A 16,771-nucleotide genomic window follows, 5' to 3' on the forward strand; every position below is an offset into this window, starting at 1 on the left:
TTTTCGTACCGGGTGGGGGAGTTGGATGTCGGAACGGCTCAGTCACTCGCAGCAGGAGTCCGCCGCTCCAGGTGGAGTCGCAGGCCGTCCGGCATCAGGGTGAGTCGCTCGGTCACGCGCAGGCGGTAGTCGGGGTCCGGACGCAGTTCGTAGCGGCGCAGCAGCAGGCCGAGCACCAGCGTGGCCTCGTGCAGCGCGAACTGGCGGCCGATGCACGCCCGCGCCCCGGTGCCGAACGGTTTGAAGGTGTGCGGGGCTCGGGCCCGTACGGCCTTCGCGTCGAAGCGGTCCGGGTCGAACTTCTCGGCGTCGGCGCCCCACACCTCGGGGTCGCGGTGCAGCATCGCCGTCAGTACGAGCGTCCAGGCGCCCCGCCGCATCGGGTGGTCGCCGGCCAGCACGGTGTCGTGCCGGGCCTCGCGGGCGTAGGCGGGCGCGGTCGGCCACAGCCGCAGGGCCTCGTCCAGCACCCGGCGTACGTACCGCAGTTTGGCCACCTGGTCGTAGCCGGGCACCGGCGCGTCGCCCCAGACGCGGTCCACCTCGGCGCGGGCGCGGGCCGCGATGTCGGGGTGGCGGGAGAGGTAGTGCAGGGCGAAGGACAGTGCGCCCGAGGTGGTCTCGTGGCCGGCCACCAGGAAGGTGATGACCTGGCGGCGGACGTTCTCGGGGGAGAGGCGCTCGCCGGTGTCGGGGTGTGCCGTCTCCAGCATGCGGTCGAGCAGGTCCCCGTCCCCGGTGCCGGCGGCCGCGCGGCGTTCGTGCACCAAGGCGTCGACCGTGCGGTTGAGGTACGCGATGTCGGCCTCGTTGCGCCTCGTCGCGCCGCGCAGCAGCAGCGGGGCCAGCGGCGAGGGCACGGTGTTGAGCCGCTGGGCGTAGCTGAGCGTGCCCACCATCGCGGTCACGAAGGGATGCGGCCGGGAGCGCTCGAAGGAACCGAAATCGTGCCCGAACCCGGTGCGCGCGATCGTCTCCAGAGTCAGCTTGGTCATGTCCCCGGGCACGTCCACCGCCAGACCCGCCGCCACCTGACGGTCCCAGTGGTCGGTGAGCCGCTCGGCCACGGCCAGCATCATCGGGTGGTAGCCCTCCATGGCCTCACGGCTGAAGCCGGGGGCCAGGACGTCGTGCGCCAGCTGCCAGTTGGGCTCGTGGTTGTACGCCGTGAACAGCGCGTCCCCGACGACCGGCCGCAGGTTGGCGATCCCCAGGCCCACATGCTTTGCGAAGCGCGACTCGTCCGCCAGGTCCGCCGCGAGCTCGGCACCCCAGGTGAACACGAACTCGTTGCCGAACGCCTTGCGCCGGAAGATCGGCCCCAGTTGAGGGGCGTAGCGGAGCGAGTCCTGGAGGGGAGTGCGGCGACTGGCGCCGAGCACGTCACCCAGCAGCGGCAGCCGGTGCGGTGGATGCGGGATGCGGTGAAGCTCGGGCCAGCCCTGCTCGGCGCTGCGGAAGCCTCTCGGCAGCCCGGACTCCGCTGTCGCGCCGGAGCCGGCACCGGCCCCTGTCGTCGTACCGGATTCTGTCGTCGTCTCCGCCATGACGCGATCTCCCTTGACGCAGCGGCAGGTTGAGCACGTTGTACGTGGATTCAATAGCGTTCCCAAGTCTGGTCCCGTTGTTGAACCGGCGTCAAGTAAAGTGCGGGCATGGCCGCGAACCAGGGCGAGCGCACGCGCCGCCGGCTCAGCACCGAGGAGCGCAGGGAACAGCTCCTCACGGTCGGGGCGCGGCTGTTCTCGGAGAGCCCCTACGACGACGTGTGGATCGAGCAGGTCGCCGAGATCGCCGGTGTCTCCCGCGGGCTGTTGTACCACTACTTCCCGACGAAACGTGACTTCTTCGCGGCGGTCGTCGAGCGGGAGAGCGAGCGGATGCTGCGGATGACCGCGGCCGTGCCCGGAGTTCCCGCGCGCGAGCAGCTCACCGCCGGCCTCGACACCTACCTGGAGTACGTGCAGGCACACGCCCACGGCTTCCGCGCCTTCCACCGTGCCGACGCGGCGGGCGACCAGGCCGTACGCAAGGTCTACCACCGGGCGCTGGCCGCGCAGGAGCGGCAGATCCTCGCGGCGCTCGCCGCGGACCCCGAGTTCGGCGCGCTGGCCGAGGAGCGACCCGACCTGAGGTTCGCCGTTCGTGGCTGGCTGGCCTTCACCACCGCCGTCTGTCTGGAATGGCTGCGCGACGCCGAACTGACCCGGGAACAGGTGCGCGATCTGTGTGCGCGTGCCCTGCTGGGTGTCATCGCGATCTGAAACACGCCGCAAACTCACAGCGGAGCCTGGTTGGCGTACACCTCGTTCTTCGGTAGGTTAGGCAAGGCTTACCTAAGGAGGTTTTGGGATGGGTGACAGCCAAGGCTGGACGGCCGCGCCTGCCGCGGCGGAACGGGCCCGTTCGGTGCTCGCCGCCTCGTGGTCCTGCACAGTGACCGCGGAGGGCGGGCGCGAGGAGTTCGTCGGCGCGCACGGCGCGTCCGAGGACGGGCGGGTGCTCCTGCACGTACCCGACGACAGCGCCCTGCTCGCGGCCGCGATCTGCGCACCGCGCGGCGAGCCGTCCGCCGTACTGGAATTCGCCGACGTGGCGCCCGTCCCCGTGCGCAACCGCATCCGCGCCCGGCTCTGGCTCGCCGGCTGGTTCGTCCAGGGCGAGAGCCAAGGGGAGGACCTGGAGGAGGGCGAGGCGGGCACGCGCCTGGTGTTCCAGGCCACGCGGGTGGTGTTGCGCCAGCCGTCCGGCGCGGTCGTGGTCGACCTCGACGAGTTCGCCGCCGCCCAGCCCGATCCGCTGGCCACCGCCGAGGCCCGGCTGCTGACCCACCTCGCGGACTGCCACGGCGACGCGGTCGAGCGGCTCACCCGCCTCGTCGAGCCCGACAGCCTGCACGGCGCGGTCCGCGTCCAGCCCCTCGCGGTCGACCGGCACGGACTGACGCTGCGCATCGAGCGCGCCCGCGCCCACGGCGACGTACGGCTGCCGTTCCACCGGCCCGCCGACGACCTCGCGCAGCTCACGGAACGCATGCACATCCTGCTCACCCAGGCCAGCGCCGCCTCCTGCCCCCGTGCCCTACAGCGGCAGCGCACAGACGGCGAGGGGTGAGGCGAACGGCTCGCCCGCGAGCCGCAGTTCGCCGCTTTCGCGGTCCACGTGGAAGACGCTCACGGTGCTCGACCTCTGGTTCGCCGCGAACAGCAGCGTTCCGTCCGGTGAGAAGGCGATCTGGCGCGGGAAGTCACCGGCCACCGGCACGGTGTCGAGCAGCCTGAGCCGGGCTCCGTCGGCCTCCACCGCATAGCGGGTGAGGCTGTTGTGACCCCGGTTGGCGAGATAGGCGTACGCGCCGTTGGAGGTCACCAGGATCTGCGCCGGGTAGCTCGTGCCCTCGCCCGTGCCCGTGGACTGCGGGTCGCCAATGGTCAGCCGGCCGCTGTCCGGGTCGTAGCCGCAGACCGACACCGAGTTGTCGACCTCGTTGGCCAGATAGGCGTGCCGTCCGCCGGGATGGAATGTGAGGTGCCGCGGGCCCGCGCCCGGGCGGGTCTGCGCCTGGGCGACCTCGGTGAGCGTGCCCTTGGCGGTGTCGAGCCCGTACGTGTACACCGTGTCGGTGCCGAGATCGACGGCGAGCACCCGGCCGCCGTCCGGGCTCGTGACGAACTGGTGGGCGTGCGGGCCCTGTTGACCCGGCCCCGGCGACGGACTGCGGTGCGTGACCAGGTCGGTGCGCTCACCGAGCGCGCCCGAGGCGTCGATCGGATGCACGGCCACACTGCCGGAACCGTAGTTGGCGCTCAGCAGCCAGCGCCCGCCCGGATGCACCGACAGATGACAGGGCGCCGCGCCACCGGTGCCTCGCGTGCCAAGAACCTCGCGGTCGGCCAGCCTGACCGCGGTCACCCCGCCGGACTCGCGCTCATTGACCGCGTACAGCGTGCGGCCGTCAGGGTGCAGGGCGAGATACGACGGGTCGCCGACGCCGGTGACGGTGCCCGCGCCGGTGATACGGCCCGTGGTCGGGTCGTAGGTGGCCAGGCCGATGCCCGTGCCTCCGCCCTCGGCGGAGGTGTAGGTGCCGAGGTGGAGGAGGCGGGGGCCGGAAGAGGCGGGCGAAGCGCTCTGCGTGCTCGCACCCGCTTCAGGGCCAGAGGCTGCCGAGGCTTCGGGCGCCGGAGCCGCCGTATCCGATGCGGCGTCGCAGCCCGGCAGCGCCGTCGCGGCGGCCGATCCCGCGAGGGCGCCGACAAATCGGCGCCTGCTCCAGTCGCCCCTGCCCATGCACGCACCTCAGGTAGTCGCTTGCCCCGGTTCCCACAGCCACCTTGACTTGGACCACCCCTCACGTGCAACAACGGCCCCTACCAGTCGCCGTCCTCCACCGGCTTGCCCGGTACGTCCTTCAGCGGCTTCACCTGGTGCGCCGACGGCTCCTGCCAGGGCTCGTGGTCGTCACCGATCCAGTCGCCGACCGGCTTCACCACTTCGAGCGCGTCCGTGGGGGCGAGGTCGTCGGCGTCCTGGTCGAAGTAGTCGAACCAGGGCAGCCCGGCACGGGTGTACGCCGCGCGGTCCACGGGCGACGGCGGGGGAGCCTCGCCGGTGATACGGCGCCACTCCGGGGGCGTCACCAGGTGGACGAACACCCGCCCGGCGGGCTCCTTCGACCAGTGCGTCAGCGGCCGGTCGTCCTGGTAGACCTCCTGCCGCATGGAGCCGCCGACACCGAGCCCCATGGCGGCCGCGGCACGCGGACGGCCCGCGCGGGCGACACCGGCGGCCGCGGCCGGTGCGGGCGGCGCCGCCAACGGCATCGCGACGCCGTGGCCACCGATGGCCTGCCGGGACCGTACGGCACGCTCCTGCTCGGCCTTGCGCCGCTCCTCCGCACGCCACCTGGTCAGTTCCGCGTCGGTGAGCGGGAACGATTGGAGCTGCACGCCGCCCCAGACCTCCTCGCCCGTCACCTGGCCCTCGACGGTCGCTCCGAGGCCCAGCGGCACCGCCACGAACTGGCGGACCGTCCCCTTCCCGGAGTTGATGCCGTCCAGCCACGGCTGCCGCGGCAATACGACGTAGTTCTGCGGATCCCGGGACAGCCGGTCGCTCCACGGCCGGCCCGAGACCGCGCACACCTTGCCCACCCCGACCTGAAGGGCGGCCGGCTCCCTCGTGCCCGCGAAGCTCAGCCACATGGCCTCGCGCAGATACACCGGCAGCAGCACACCGCCGCGCGCCCGCCACTGCTCGGGCACGGTGTCCGGGTAGTCCGAGACACGCCGGACCGGGAACTCGCCGAGCCCCGGCGGCAGCGGGTGCGTGCCCGTCTCGGGCAGCCGCAGCGTGCGGACGAACCGCACCGCCGCACCGCCCGGCAGCCGCACTGTGTTCCCGTCGATCCGCACCGTGGTGTCGGTCATGGGCCCGCCCCCTGATCGCTGGTCCGGAGACGCGGGGCGCCTCCAGGTGACTACGTCACCTAGAACGACGGGCGAGGGCGGCCCGGTTCCTGCGCGGCCGGTCGGGAAGCACCCGCTCCCGCAACCGGGTCAGCCGCGGCATCCGCTCCCGCTCCTCGCGGGTGCAGCGGTCCAGCTCTTCCAGCAGCCGGCGCGAACGGTGCTCGGTGTCCAGCTCGTCGAGGATGCGGTTGACCTCGGTCAGGACCGCGCCGTGCAGCTGCCACTGGCCGGCGTCGCGCTGGACCTCCTCCAGCAGCAGCTGGGCCAGCTTGTCGCGGGTGGCCGCGGCGGAGTGCAGCCCGGCGGCGAGCCGCGACTCCGCAGACTCGGCGCTCACACTGACGTCCGTGGTGACCAGGACCGCGAAACTGACCACGGCGTCGGCGATCTCGGACAGCAGCCGCTCCACCGCGGCGCCCGTCTCCGGCGCGAACAGCGGCTCGGGATCGCGCTCCTTGGCGAGGTCGGTGAGAGTACGCGCGAGAACCCGCAGTACGACCGTGCAGATCTCCAGCGTGTCCAGTCCCGTACGCAGCACCACCCGGTGCAACAGGCCCTCGCGCACCCGCGGATTGAGCCGCAGGCTCTCCTCCGCCTGGCGCAGGGCCGCGTCCACCTCGACGATGTCGTGGTCCAGACGGCGCGCCTCGTGCAGCCGGGCCGCCGCGTGCTCGACGGGTGTGCGGCCCGCGGCCTCCTCGCCCATCCGCAGCATCAACTGCCGTACCCGGCGGGCCAGCCCCTCGATGGACTCGCCGGCCTCGTCCACCCACACGGGTGGCGCGAGCACCAGATTGAAGCCGAGCCCGACGACCGCGCCGATCAGCGTCTCCACCACCCGGTCCCAGGCGGTGTCCCCGACCGTGGTCACCCCGAGGACCAGCATCGCGCTGATCGCCACCTCGGGCACGAACTCGTCGACCCGCACGAGGTGCCCGACGATCAGCGAGGCGAGGATCACCAGCGCGAGGCTCCACCAGGTCAGCCCGACCAGCAGGCTGAAGGCGATGGCGACGAGCACTCCGGCCACCACGGAGTTGACCCTGCGGATTCCGGTGGTGAGCGTGGCGTACAGGGTGACCTGGACGACCAGGAGCGCGGTGAGCGGCGCGGTGAGCGGCGCCGCCTCGGAGCTGAGGCGCAGCGCGATGACGTACGCGATCGTCGCCGCGGCCGTCGACCGGAGCGTCTGGACGACGACGGGATCCCGGCGCCGCTTCACAAAACGCACCAGGGACGCCGTCCCCTCACGTACATCTGGCATCTTCGGGCTGCCCTCCTCTCACGGTTGGACCGACGGTACTCATTGAGGACCGTAACCGTCCGCGAGGGTGCCCTGTGGGGCGGGTCGGCCTCCTTCAGCGCGTGGAGGCGGCGCGACTGCGTGAGCGGTAGCCGGCGATCTTCGCGAGGTTGCCGCAGCGTTCCATGGAGCACCAGCGGCGGCGGCGGGCCTGGGAGTCGTCCAGGAAAAGCAGTGAGCAGTCCGGGTTCTCGCACTCCTTGACCCGCTCCAGCAGGGGGCTGCCGACCAGCAGGACGGCATCCCGGGCCACGGTCGCCAGGGCGGCCCGCACCGGGTACCGCGCCTTCCAGCGGGCCGGGCCGAGTTGGGGCGCAAGGTCCGGCCTGGCCGCCGCCTCGTTGATGCGCTCGACATCGTCCGCCGCCGTCTCCCGCCCGGCCATCGCGGCACGTACGAGGCGGGACAGGGCCTCGCGCAGGGCGCGCGCGTCCGTGAGGTCCCGGGCGGTGACGGGCGCCGGCTCGGCGTCCGTGGCCAGCCCCGCCTCGGTGATCCAGCGGGCCAGCGCGGCGGTGTCGGGCAGCCGCTCCAGGTGTACGGCGTGCCGACGGCCGAGCGTGGCCACGAAGTCGAGGCACGGCCGGCCGCCGATGAACGGGAACGCGAGCGCCGGATCGGTGAGGTCGGCGGGGCTGGTCATGGTCACGAGCGTACCCCGCGGACACCTGTTCATGCGGTGTGCCCCGCTCCTTGACACCGGTTCATGGGGTGTCGCAAGGTGACACCTGTTGAATCGGTGTCGGTCGCCTCGGTGCGGTCGCGGCAGGGAGGTGGGTGCGGTATGCGTGCGGTACGTATCGACGAGTTCGGTGGGCCCGAGGTGCTGGTTCCGGTCGAGGTGCCCGACCCGGTGGCCGGGCCCGGTGAGGTGCTGGTGAAGGTCGCGGCGGCCGGTGTGAACCGGGCCGATGTCCTGCTGAGGACCGGTGTCTACCACCGGGCGGGGCGCCCGCCGCTGATCCCGGGCGTGGAGGCGGCCGGCACCGTCGTCGCGGTGGGGGAGGGGGTGACGGGCTTCACGACCGGGCAGCGCGTCATGGCACTCGACGGGGGCAAGTCCACCGGTTTCTACTCCGAGTTGGCGGCCGTGCCCGTCCGGCAGGTGACCGCCCTGCCCGACGGCGTGGCCCTGACGGTCGCGGCCGCCCTGCCCATCGCCTGGCTCTCCGCCTGGTACTGCCTGCGCAGTCTCGCCCGGGTCGGCAAGGGCGACACCGTGGTCGTGAAGGCCGCCGCGAGCGGGGTCGGCAGCGCGGCCGTACAGATCGCGGCCGGAACCGGCGCCCGGGTCATCGCGCTCGCCGGATCACCGGAGAAGGCCGCCTGGGCGGGGGAGTTCGGCGCCCACGCCACCGTCGACACCTCCGCGCACCCCGATGACGCCGAGGTGGACGAGGTGCTCCGGCTGACCGACGGTCGTGGCGCCGACGTGGTCCTCGACATCGTGGGCGGCCGGGCCTTCGGGCGGAGCCTGCGCGAGGTGGGGCACGGCGGACGCGTCGTCTCCCTCGCCAACGTGGCCCTGGAGTCCAGCACCATCGACACCCGCGACTTCTATCCGAAGAACGTGTCGATCCTCGGCTTCCAGCTCACCAACCTCCAGCTGCACGGCTACGACGCCGGCCCCGACCTGCGCGAACTCGCCGAACGCGTCGCCGCTGGCGCGTACCGCGTCCCGATCGAGACCGTGCTGCCCCTGGAGCAGGCGCGCGCCGCCCACGAGCGGCTGGAGCAGCGCGACAACCGGGGCAAGATCGTGCTGGCCGTGGGCAGTTGACCGCTGCCGGGCGGACGGCCTGCCTCAGACGTACAGCTTGTCCAGGAAGGCGGACAGATTGCCCAGCGTCCGGGCGATCTGCTCCTCCACGGTGAGGCTCTCCTCGAAGCGGGATCCCGACTCCAGGGACTTCTTGCCGCGCACATAGAGCGAGCAGGCGAGGTCGGTGCACATGTACAGGCCCACGGAGTTGCCCTCGCGGCCCGCCGCGCCGGCCTTGCGCGCGGTCATCAGGGAGACGCCGCCGCCCGGGTGGGTCGTCAGGCACAGGGAGCACATGCTGCGGTGCAGGAAGCCGCGTTGCGAGGGCGGGAAGCGGAGGGTCACACCGACGAGGCTCCCTTCCCGCTCGGTGACGACATAGCTGCGGTCGGGTGCCCCCGGATCGCGCCAGCCGAGGAAGTCGAGGTCGTCCCAGGGGCGTTGGTCGAGATCGCGGGGTGTCGCCAGGCGCTTGGCCTCACCCTTCGAGCAGTTGACAAATGAGTTGCGGATGTCCTGCTCGGTGAGTGATCTCATAGGGGGCCTCCTGGACGATCGCCATCGCTGAAACCTAGGGGGTCTAGGCAACGACCCAGGGTAAAAACCTCAGCGAGGGGGAGCCAATGGATTTCCGGGACGTCGGATCGGCGCAGGCCCGTGCGGCACTGCGCCATGTCGCGGCCCGTTCCGCGGGACCGGCCGTGGAGCCGGGGCTGCGCGTCACCCTGAACTTCCACCCGGACCGGCTCGTCGGCGGAGTGCCGATCCTTCAGGCGCTGGCCCGGGACGGCTCGTACCACTCGCAGTTCGTCACCGGCACGAGCAACGGGGGTCTCACCGCACACCCCGGCGGCGACCGCTGGTGCTGGGAGAGCCGCATCTTCGCAGGCGCCTACGACGACGCGCCCGCCGCCTCCCGGCCCGTGTACGGCGCCCTGAACTTCCGGCACCAGACGGTCGGCGCGGCCCCGCGCTTCGGCTCCTCGCACATCCGGCTGACCGGCGCCGCTCTCACACGCGCCACCTTCTGCTACCCCGACAGCGCGGCCGAGCCCACCGACTTCGGGGTCGCCTCCGGCATGTCCCTCATCGCGCTGGCGGTGGGCGACGAGCAGGACGCCCTCAACGACTACATCGAGGCACAGGTGCACGGCGGCGTCGACCTCGCCAGAGACGCGGAGGCCCTCGTCCTGGATGCGAGCTATCGCGGCACCCCGGTCGAGCGCGCGGCCCGGCTGCTGCCCTGCCCGGTCGAGTGGCACCCCGGTTACCGGCTCACTGTGGCCGAGCTGCGACGGCATGCCGACTACCGGGGTCAGGAGTACGCCGAGCTGGGCGCCCGTATCGCCGAGGACGGCCGCCTCGACCCGCGGATCATCGGCGACGCCGCCCGCACGGGGCGCCACGAACTGCAGAACCTGAAGATGCTGTGGCACACCGTCGCCCGCTTCGGGGCTCCGCAGGGCGCGGGTACCGCTCACTCGCCCGTCTCGCCGTCGGCCGGTGTCGGAGGCCACACGCCCGCCGCGAGGACCCCCAGCGCGTAGGCGCGGGCGACCAGTTCCGTGCGGTTGCCCGCGCCCCAGCGGGCCGACAGTCGCCGCAGGTGATAGGTCACGCCGTCCGTGGTCAGGCCGGTCTCACGGGCGGCCCGCGCTGTGGTGGCGCCGCCCGCGAGCAGTGCCAGGATGCGGGCCTTGACCGGCGTGACCGGGGCGGGGCCCGGGTCGGCGCACTCCCGTTCGCCCAAGACCCGGAGCATCACCAGCAGGGCGGGCGTGTCCTCCACGCTGTCGCTCACGGGATCCGCCGTCAGCTCCCCGTGCCGCTCCACATCACCGGGCGCCCGCCACCGCACCGACACCCGGTAGCGGGACCGGTGCCGCAGCCGCAGCGCCTGCGCGATCCGCTCCACCTGGATCGCCCGCTGCGGCTCGAACAGTTCCAGGACGTCCCGGCCGCGCAACCGCCCCGGCGTCGTACCGCACTCCGCCGCCATCGCGGAATTGGCCACAGCCACGGAGCCGTACACATCGCACACCGCGGCCGGCACCGAGACCCGGTCGAACAGCGTCAGCGCACGGTTGCGCCACGCCACCGGATCGTCCAGCCGCCGCATGTCCACGCGAGCCTCCTGCCACGCGGCGCCACGACACGCAAGCGCGGCGCACGTACCTGCACTGCACAATCATGTAGTGCAATCAAAGTTAAACATCCAGGTCAGACCGGTACGAAGAGACACTGCGTCGCGCACGGGAGGACGACACGGCCACGGGAGACGTTGCCGGATGGCACAAGGTCCTCTCCGCCGGGAAGCTGCGCGCCATCACCGGACTGGCCAAGGCCCTCGTCGCTGTCGAGGACGAAGCCCTTGACGCTGAACCCGACCTGCTCAACTGCGTGAACGGCGTCGTCGGCCTCCGGACGAGGGAACTGCGCGAGCATGATCCCGAATTGCTGATGACCCGCATCACCGGCGTCGAGTACGACGCGACGGCCGAGAGCGACGACTGGGACGCCGTCCTGACCGCGATGGAAGACGACGTGCCGCGCTGGATGCGGGTGCGTCTGGGGCAGGCGGCCACGGGACACCGGACGACATGGTGCCGCTGCTTCAGGGGTCCGGGGCGAACGGCAAGACCACGGTGATGGCGTGTGTCTCGGGTGCACTCGGCACCTATCACCAGCTCGGCCCCGACGCCCTGTTGCTCGGCAGCGCACAGCGGGACGAATCCATGATGCTGCGGGGCGCACGTATGGCGCTGATCGAGGAGACCCCCGAAGCAGCGCACCTGAACTCGGTGATGCTCAAGAAGGCCACGTCCCTGGAGATGACGGGGCATCACCTGTACGCGGCGAGCACGACGTGGACGACGACACACAGCCTGTTCATCAACACGAACTACACGCCCGTGGTCAACGACTCCGACGACGGCACATGGCGCCGTCTCGCCCTGGTCAAGTTCCCGTACCGATATGTCAAGGAGCCGCAGAACCCCGGGGAACGGACCGGTGATCCGACGCTCCGCGCCCGGATCGAAGACGGGGACCCCGACATCCTGAAGGCTGCCCTGCGCTGGCTTGTCGACGGCGCCAAGGAGTGGTACGCATCGGGCAAGGTGCTCCCCGAGATGCCAGTCTCCGTCGCACGGCACACGCTGACGTGGCGCAAGGAGACCGACCTGATCCTCGCGTACTGGGACGACCGGCTTGTTGCTGACCCGCAGAGCTACATCCTGTCGACCGACACGTTCCGAGACTGGGAGGAGTGGGCGAGGGTACGGGGGTACGTCTTGGCACTCTGCGTACGTTCGTCAGCCGCTTCGGGCAGCACAGCCATGTACGAGCGAACCGGGTCCAGCGGGAGGACCGTATGCGTGTGCGCGACGGTCTCTCGCGCCCCGGGTGGGGGGCCGCATTGCCTCCGTACCGGAGCGCTTTTCGGGGTGGGTCGGAGTGCGGTTCGCCCCTAAGTGACCGTGCCCCAACGGCACCGGGACCCTTTGGGACCCCAAAAACCAAACTCCATGCGCGTTAGAGACAGCTGGGAGTTTGGTCCGACGGGTCCCAAAGGGTCCCGCCTCAAGAATCGGCAGGGCAGAGGGCTTTGCGCCGATAGAGCCGTCTCCCTGCCCAAGCAGTTGCCCTCAAGATCACTTAACCCTCGCGAACCCTCACCCCATATGCCCGTTTATTCTGAATCGAGGCACCGTGCTGACCCGCCATACCGAATCGGCCGCCCGCACCCCGGCGTTCATCCCCCGACCCGGTGATGAGGTGCTGGCCCGCTGCTCGCCCGTCGCCCCGTTCACCCGCGCCGTCGTCCTCGCGGTCAGCCCGAGCAAGGACCCCCGTCGAGTGCGGGTGTTCTTCGTCTAGCTGGAGAACAACCCGGACACGATCACCCCGCCACGGCAGGGGTTCGTACGTCGGCGCGCGTATGGACGGACGGCGCCGGTCCGGTGATGATCCGCCCGCTGCCCTGAGCGCCTCACTCGCGGCCCCGCATTGCCCGGTGCGGGGCCTTTCTCTGCCCGGCTGAACTCGCCGCCCACGGGCCGCTACAGGGCTATCCACCCCGCAGTACTCTCCCGGCATGTCGACCGCCGCCGTGACCCTCGCTTCACTCGCCGCCGCCCTGGAGATCTGGGGAATCTGGTGGACCATCCGGGACATCCGCACGGCTCGTCGCCGCCTGGCGTCGTATCTGACACGCCCACGCAGCGTCTACGCGCACGCTGGTCTGGCTGCGGTGTCGGCGATGGCACTCGATCTCACCCCGCAGCCTCAGACGATTGAGCAGCGCCTCGAATCCCTGGAGGCGTGGCGCCGCGCCCTGCCCGACGAACTCGACCGGCGCGAGCAGCGGTCGAGCGACAATCTGCGGAAGGGCTTCAAGGGCGCGCTGAACGCAACAGAGAAGACCATCGACGATCAGCTCACAGGGCTGCGGCAGTACGTCCAGGGCGGTGAGCAGCACTGGTGGGCCGCGTACAAGGGCCCGCTCGTCCTCGGCGTCGGCGTCGTCGTCGGGCTGGCGGGCAACATCGTCTCTGCCGCTGCGTCTTCCTGCACATGATGCGCAGCAAGGTCAGCCGTCGCCGTGAGAGTGGCTGTGCCCCTGCTGCTCGTCGTCCCGCGCGGCGAGTTCCTTGGTGATACGACGGCCGGCACTCCGAACGCCCATCGCGACGACACCTTGAACGGCAGAATGCGCGCATGAGCGAATGGGCAGTCGCGCTGATCGCGGCCGGATCAGCAGTGGCGGGCAGCGCCGTCACGGGGTGGTTCACGCGAAGTGCTGGCGTCCGTCAGGCCGATGCCGCGAAGCATGCAGGGGACCGTCAGGCGGATGCACTGCTGCGCACTGTTCAGGACACCCTGGACGAGCAGAGACGCGCCCGCGTCGAAGAGCGGCGTCGGCAGGTGTACGGCGAGTTTCTGGCAGCTGCACAGGATGCGGCGTCACACCGCGAGGACAGGTCACTGGCCGTGACTCTGCAGAAGGCCTTCGCACAGGTGCACGTCGAGGGGCCGGGTCGCGTCACCATGGCGGGCGTCGCGTATATGCGAGAGATTCAGAGGTGGCGCCGCGAGGGGACCGATAGCGATTCCGTGGCCCGTGAGGCCACCGAGTACCTTGACGCCGTACGCACGGCTCTCGGCATTCAGGCTCCGCCGGATCCCGACCGCCCCTGATGTCGTCGCCCTACTCGGCTCCCCACGCGTGGCACGAGCAGGTGCAGCGCGGGACCAGCAGGACGCCTGCGGATCCCGGAAGCGGGATGTCCTGGGTCTGCGTGCACTGGTTGTGCAGGTCGCCATATTCAGGGTGCCGTGCGACCGCGCACTCTGCCGACATGGTTGAGGTGTCCTCGGTGGTGGTCACGAGAAGATCCCCCCACTGCTCGCCGAGTTCAGAGCGCGGGTTCGCTCCTGCATGGCCCTCAGCCGCTCCTCGTTCGTAGCGAGGCGGACGTGATCCGGGTCGGCGTCCCACTCGCGTCCGCCGGTCACCGGCCGGAGCCGTACGTACGGGCCCTCATACCCCATGACGTAGCCCAGCTTGTCGGTCTTGGCGTCGACGACCAAGGCACCCTCTGACTGCGCTTCCTCGGCCATCACTCTGGCCTCCCTCTCTGAAGTGCTCGCGCCAGGCGGTCAGCCACGTCGGCGCGCACACGCCCCAGCTCAACGAGCCGAAGTTGAGGGGACGCAGGATCGACCCTCAGGGAAGGCAAGACGATCCCGACCTCGGTCAGTGCTGCTCTGAGGGACTCCGCAGCCGCGTACGGGTCGACGTCCGGTGTCTTCGTAGGCATGAACGGGACGCTAGGGATGAGGAGTTAGGGCGTGCGATGATGTTTTCTCGATTTTTCTCGCGACCTCTCTTGCTTGGCTCGAGTTTTCTCACAAAGGTGATGGAACCCCATGGCCCGGGGCGTGCAACCTGGTGATGCTGGGGTGATCGGCTTCCGGCGAAAGGACTCTGATCATGTCCCGACGACTGCGCTTCAACGGCACGGGCAGCGGTGAGGGCAGCTGCCCCGCAGTGCACGAGGATCTCGACACGGGCGAGGTCATCGTGCACGGGCCGCGCCTCACCGATCCCGAGGCACTCGCCCAGCTTCAGCACATCGACGAGGACGAGATCCCGATCGTGATGCCTCGTAACACGCTGATCGACTTCGGGCCGAAGGAGCGCGACACCGAACCGCGCATCTTCACCCCCGAGCAGTTCGCCCGGCTCTTCGAGAACTTCCAGCACAGTGCATGGCATCTGGAGATGCGCCAGCGCTACGCGGTCGACGCAGCGACCGACACGTACGCCCAGTTCGCCCGGGGCGAGACCCCGACCTGGGACCTCGACACCCCATGGAGCCGGGGAATCCGGGCGAAGACGTCAGACGGTGTGTACGTCGGCCGGGTCCGCATCGTCGACAACCCGCCGACCGAGGGTCAGCTGTACCTGCTCGCGCACGCCGAGAAGAACGCTGCCCTGGGCGAGGATGTCCGCAACATGTGGCGCGAGGACGCCAGGCGCGTCAACCTCCCGGACGAAGACTTCTGGATCTTCGACTCACACATCGTCGCCGTGTGCATCTTCGACGATGATGACAACCTCACGGGTGCCGAGCTGATCACGGAACCGGCAGCCGTCAACCAGTACAACCGACTCCGGGACGTCGCGCAGCACTACGGCGTTCCGTTCAGGCAGTTCGCGGCGAACATGCCCGCGAAGGAGGCGTAAAGCAGGTGTGTGCCGGTGAGCACGGACTATCAGCAGGCCCGCGAAGCACTCGGGGTGCGGCTCCGAGAACTTCGGCTCGCCGCCCCTGACGGTCGGCTCACCGGTACTGCCCTGGCTCGCAAACTCGGCTGGCCCAACTCGAAGGTCTCGAAGCTGGAGCTGGGCAAGCAGACGGCAACCCCCGAGGACCTGCACCAGTGGGCAACGGCGTGCGGTCAGCCCGCGTCATACGAGGAACTGCGAGCCAGGCTCGCGGGGTTCGAGTCGCACATCCGCTCATGGCGCAGGCAGCTCGTCGGCGGACACAAGCCCGTGCAGGACGTTCACAACGAGGCGCAGGCCAACTCGACGGTGCTCCGCGCTTGGGAATCATCGTGGGTCGTGGGTGTTCTCCAGATCCCCGATTACGCCCGCGCTGTGCTCACCCGCTCCGTCGAACTGCACAGGTCTCCACGGGACATCGAGGAAGCGGTGCGCGCCCGTATGAGGCGTCAGGAGCTTCTCTACAGCGGGGGCAGGCGTTACCACATCATTTTGTGGGAGCCGGTTTTGCGGTCGCTGGTCTGCTCGCCCTCGGTGCTCGTCGCCCAACTCGACCGGCTCACGGGCGTCATCGGCATGGACACCGTGGAGCTTGGCATTGTGCCGCTCACCGCGTCCCTGAAGGTTCCGCCCGGTCTGGGGTTCTGGATCTACGACGACCGCCAAGTCGTAACCGAGGCGTGGCACGCGGAACTGTGGCTCGATGACGATGACAGCGTCGCGCTCTACCTGCGCACGTGGAAGACACTGAGGGAGTCCGCGGTGTACGGCAACGATGCCCACAACGTGATCAACGCGGCACGGCGGGCACTGAGCGGCCGCTGATATCAGCTCCGTCAGCCGTCGCAACGGCGTTTACCGGGGGACCGGTTCTGGTCACCTCAACACGGTCCAGCCGGGCGACACGATCCTCGCCCGCGTCCAGCCGTGCCGTGAGGCCTTCCGCATCGACGACTCGGCGCCCGTCATCATGGTCGCTGCGGGCACGGGCCTCGCCCCGTTCCGCGGCGCGATCGCCGACCGGACCGCAACCCTCGCGGGCGGCGCCGAACTCGCCCCGGCCGTCTGCTACTTCGGCTGCGACGCACCCGACGCCGACTTCCTGCACGCCGAGGAACTCAACGCCGCCGAGGCCACCGGCGCCGTCTCGCTCCCCCCCCGCCTTCAGCGCGGCCCCCGAGGACGGGGGAGCCTTCGTCCAGCACCGCATCGCCGCCGAGGCCGACGAGGTGTGGGAGCTGCTGGGCGCCGGAGCCCGGGTGTACGTCTGCGGCGACGGTTCGCGAATGGCGCCGGGAGTGCGGGACGCGTTCCGTACGCTGTACCGGGACCGCATGCCCGACACCGATGACGCGGCCTGCGACACATGGCTCAACGGACTGATGGCGGCGGGGCGTTACATCGAGGATGTGTGCGCGGCAGGCTGACCGGGACAGAGGGGT

The 16,771-nt window shown here is 70.5% G+C and carries 19 protein-coding genes and 1 pseudogene; 12 read left to right on the forward strand and 8 right to left on the reverse strand.

Translation table 11 applies throughout. From position 1 onward, the window contains the following. Positions 1-38: 38 nt before the first annotated feature. On the reverse strand, positions 39-1,547 hold the full coding sequence (locus AC5DRG_RS47135; RefSeq protein WP_491806460.1) for a cytochrome P450: 1,509 nt from the start codon (positions 1,545-1,547) through the stop codon (positions 39-41). A gap of 108 nt (positions 1,548-1,655) precedes the next feature. Here AC5DRG_RS47135 and AC5DRG_RS47140 point away from each other — a divergent pair, with 108 nt between their 5' ends. Then, entirely contained in the window at positions 1,656-2,264 is a 609-nt protein-coding gene (locus tag AC5DRG_RS47140) for a TetR/AcrR family transcriptional regulator (protein WP_491806461.1), read from the forward strand. An 88-nt stretch (positions 2,265-2,352) separates the two neighbouring features. After that, on the forward strand, positions 2,353-3,114 hold the full coding sequence (locus AC5DRG_RS47145) for a DUF2470 domain-containing protein (protein ID WP_491806462.1): 762 nt from the start codon (positions 2,353-2,355) through the stop codon (positions 3,112-3,114). On the opposite strand, the gene AC5DRG_RS47150 is transcribed toward AC5DRG_RS47145, so the two are convergent. The 4 genes from AC5DRG_RS47150 to AC5DRG_RS47165 all read right to left on the reverse strand — a co-directional run bounded on the left by AC5DRG_RS47150 (position 3,082) and on the right by AC5DRG_RS47165 (position 7,417). Continuing rightward, entirely contained in the window at positions 3,082-4,290 is a 1,209-nt protein-coding gene (locus AC5DRG_RS47150) for a lactonase family protein (protein WP_491806463.1), read from the reverse strand. The genes AC5DRG_RS47145 and AC5DRG_RS47150 overlap by 33 nt on opposite strands. An 80-nt stretch (positions 4,291-4,370) precedes the next feature. Then, on the reverse strand, positions 4,371-5,429 hold the full coding sequence (locus AC5DRG_RS47155) for a hypothetical protein (RefSeq protein ID WP_491806464.1): 1,059 nt from the start codon (positions 5,427-5,429) through the stop codon (positions 4,371-4,373). A gap of 55 nt (positions 5,430-5,484) precedes the next feature. After that, positions 5,485-6,735, reverse strand: coding sequence for an FUSC family protein (locus AC5DRG_RS47160; RefSeq protein WP_491806465.1), 1,251 nt, complete (start codon positions 6,733-6,735; stop codon positions 5,485-5,487). 94 nt (positions 6,736-6,829) lie between these two features. Continuing rightward, positions 6,830-7,417, reverse strand: a complete 588-nt coding sequence (locus AC5DRG_RS47165) for a CGNR zinc finger domain-containing protein (RefSeq protein WP_491806466.1) — start codon at positions 7,415-7,417, stop codon at positions 6,830-6,832. A 141-nt stretch (positions 7,418-7,558) separates the two neighbouring features. Between AC5DRG_RS47165 and AC5DRG_RS47170 the strand changes: the two genes are divergently transcribed. Then, on the forward strand, positions 7,559-8,554 hold the full coding sequence (locus tag AC5DRG_RS47170) for a quinone oxidoreductase family protein (RefSeq protein WP_491806467.1): 996 nt from the start codon (positions 7,559-7,561) through the stop codon (positions 8,552-8,554). Between the two features lie 24 nt (positions 8,555-8,578). On the opposite strand, the gene AC5DRG_RS47175 is transcribed toward AC5DRG_RS47170, so the two are convergent. After that, positions 8,579-9,073 (reverse strand): FBP domain-containing protein, encoded by a 495-nt coding sequence (locus AC5DRG_RS47175; protein ID WP_491806468.1) that lies wholly within the window; start codon positions 9,071-9,073, stop codon positions 8,579-8,581. 86 nt (positions 9,074-9,159) lie between these two features. Here AC5DRG_RS47175 and AC5DRG_RS47180 point away from each other — a divergent pair, with 86 nt between their 5' ends. Continuing rightward, on the forward strand, positions 9,160-10,083 hold the full coding sequence (locus tag AC5DRG_RS47180; RefSeq protein WP_491806469.1) for a DUF3626 domain-containing protein: 924 nt from the start codon (positions 9,160-9,162) through the stop codon (positions 10,081-10,083). Here the strand turns inward: AC5DRG_RS47180 and AC5DRG_RS47185 are convergent. After that, positions 10,014-10,655: a PAS domain-containing protein gene (locus tag AC5DRG_RS47185; RefSeq protein WP_491813350.1), complete on the reverse strand. Its 642-nt coding sequence runs from the start codon at positions 10,653-10,655 to the stop codon at positions 10,014-10,016. The two genes, AC5DRG_RS47180 and AC5DRG_RS47185, sit on opposite strands and share 70 nt — an antisense overlap. Positions 10,656-10,777: 122 nt before the next feature. On the opposite strand from AC5DRG_RS47185, the gene AC5DRG_RS47190 reads away from it, so the two are divergent. The 5 genes from AC5DRG_RS47190 to AC5DRG_RS47210 all read left to right on the forward strand — a co-directional run bounded on the left by AC5DRG_RS47190 (position 10,778) and on the right by AC5DRG_RS47210 (position 13,735). Beyond that, positions 10,778-11,185 carry a hypothetical protein gene (locus tag AC5DRG_RS47190; RefSeq protein WP_491813352.1) on the forward strand — a complete coding sequence of 136 codons (408 nt, stop codon included), beginning with the start codon at positions 10,778-10,780 and terminating at the stop codon, positions 11,183-11,185. Next, on the forward strand, positions 11,137-12,009 hold the full coding sequence (locus AC5DRG_RS47195; RefSeq protein WP_491806470.1) for a hypothetical protein: 873 nt from the start codon (positions 11,137-11,139) through the stop codon (positions 12,007-12,009). The genes AC5DRG_RS47190 and AC5DRG_RS47195 overlap by 49 nt, the downstream gene beginning before the upstream one ends. A gap of 238 nt (positions 12,010-12,247) precedes the next feature. Further along, positions 12,248-12,415: a hypothetical protein gene (locus tag AC5DRG_RS47200; RefSeq protein WP_491806471.1), complete on the forward strand. Its 168-nt coding sequence runs from the start codon at positions 12,248-12,250 to the stop codon at positions 12,413-12,415. 217 nt (positions 12,416-12,632) lie between these two features. Beyond that, entirely contained in the window at positions 12,633-13,115 is a 483-nt protein-coding gene (locus AC5DRG_RS47205) for a hypothetical protein (RefSeq protein WP_491806472.1), read from the forward strand. 140 nt (positions 13,116-13,255) lie between these two features. Then, positions 13,256-13,735: a hypothetical protein gene (locus tag AC5DRG_RS47210; RefSeq protein ID WP_491806473.1), complete on the forward strand. Its 480-nt coding sequence runs from the start codon at positions 13,256-13,258 to the stop codon at positions 13,733-13,735. A 186-nt stretch (positions 13,736-13,921) separates the two neighbouring features. On the opposite strand, the gene AC5DRG_RS47215 is transcribed toward AC5DRG_RS47210, so the two are convergent. Beyond that, positions 13,922-14,158, reverse strand: coding sequence for a hypothetical protein (locus AC5DRG_RS47215; RefSeq protein WP_491806474.1), 237 nt, complete (start codon positions 14,156-14,158; stop codon positions 13,922-13,924). A 373-nt stretch (positions 14,159-14,531) separates the two neighbouring features. On the opposite strand from AC5DRG_RS47215, the gene AC5DRG_RS47220 reads away from it, so the two are divergent. The 3 genes and pseudogenes from AC5DRG_RS47220 to AC5DRG_RS47230 all read left to right on the forward strand — a co-directional run. After that, positions 14,532-15,287 carry a DUF6879 family protein gene (locus tag AC5DRG_RS47220; protein ID WP_491806475.1) on the forward strand — a complete coding sequence of 252 codons (756 nt, stop codon included), beginning with the start codon at positions 14,532-14,534 and terminating at the stop codon, positions 15,285-15,287. Between the two features lie 15 nt (positions 15,288-15,302). Beyond that, entirely contained in the window at positions 15,303-16,154 is an 852-nt protein-coding gene (locus tag AC5DRG_RS47225) for a helix-turn-helix domain-containing protein (protein ID WP_491806476.1), read from the forward strand. Positions 16,155-16,179: 25 nt separating this feature from the next. Then, positions 16,180-16,756: pseudogene (locus AC5DRG_RS47230) on the forward strand (ferredoxin reductase domain-containing protein); the annotation flags it as partial. Positions 16,757-16,771: the final 15 nt, after the last annotated feature.

Source organism: Streptomyces sp. JLBG701, assembly GCF_058544905.1.

Coding starts and splice junctions, on each gene's coding strand:
- AC5DRG_RS47185 (WP_491813350.1), bottom strand. CDS start 10,655: ATGCGGCGGCTGGACGATCCGGTGGCGTGGCGCAACCGTGCGCTGACG.
- AC5DRG_RS47160 (WP_491806465.1), bottom strand. CDS start 6,735: ATGCCAGATGTACGTGAGGGGACGGCGTCCCTGGTGCGTTTTGTGAAG.
- AC5DRG_RS47195 (WP_491806470.1), top strand. CDS start 11,137: ATGGTGCCGCTGCTTCAGGGGTCCGGGGCGAACGGCAAGACCACGGTG.
- AC5DRG_RS47150 (WP_491806463.1), bottom strand. CDS start 4,290: ATGGGCAGGGGCGACTGGAGCAGGCGCCGATTTGTCGGCGCCCTCGCG.
- AC5DRG_RS47215 (WP_491806474.1), bottom strand. CDS start 14,158: ATGGCCGAGGAAGCGCAGTCAGAGGGTGCCTTGGTCGTCGACGCCAAG.
- AC5DRG_RS47140 (WP_491806461.1), top strand. CDS start 1,656: ATGGCCGCGAACCAGGGCGAGCGCACGCGCCGCCGGCTCAGCACCGAG.
- AC5DRG_RS47180 (WP_491806469.1), top strand. CDS start 9,160: ATGGATTTCCGGGACGTCGGATCGGCGCAGGCCCGTGCGGCACTGCGC.
- AC5DRG_RS47145 (WP_491806462.1), top strand. CDS start 2,353: ATGGGTGACAGCCAAGGCTGGACGGCCGCGCCTGCCGCGGCGGAACGG.
- AC5DRG_RS47165 (WP_491806466.1), bottom strand. CDS start 7,417: ATGACCAGCCCCGCCGACCTCACCGATCCGGCGCTCGCGTTCCCGTTC.
- AC5DRG_RS47155 (WP_491806464.1), bottom strand. CDS start 5,429: ATGACCGACACCACGGTGCGGATCGACGGGAACACAGTGCGGCTGCCG.
- AC5DRG_RS47135 (WP_491806460.1), bottom strand. CDS start 1,547: ATGGCGGAGACGACGACAGAATCCGGTACGACGACAGGGGCCGGTGCC.
- AC5DRG_RS47170 (WP_491806467.1), top strand. CDS start 7,559: ATGCGTGCGGTACGTATCGACGAGTTCGGTGGGCCCGAGGTGCTGGTT.
- AC5DRG_RS47175 (WP_491806468.1), bottom strand. CDS start 9,073: ATGAGATCACTCACCGAGCAGGACATCCGCAACTCATTTGTCAACTGC.
- AC5DRG_RS47220 (WP_491806475.1), top strand. CDS start 14,532: ATGTCCCGACGACTGCGCTTCAACGGCACGGGCAGCGGTGAGGGCAGC.
- AC5DRG_RS47205 (WP_491806472.1), top strand. CDS start 12,633: ATGTCGACCGCCGCCGTGACCCTCGCTTCACTCGCCGCCGCCCTGGAG.
- AC5DRG_RS47210 (WP_491806473.1), top strand. CDS start 13,256: ATGAGCGAATGGGCAGTCGCGCTGATCGCGGCCGGATCAGCAGTGGCG.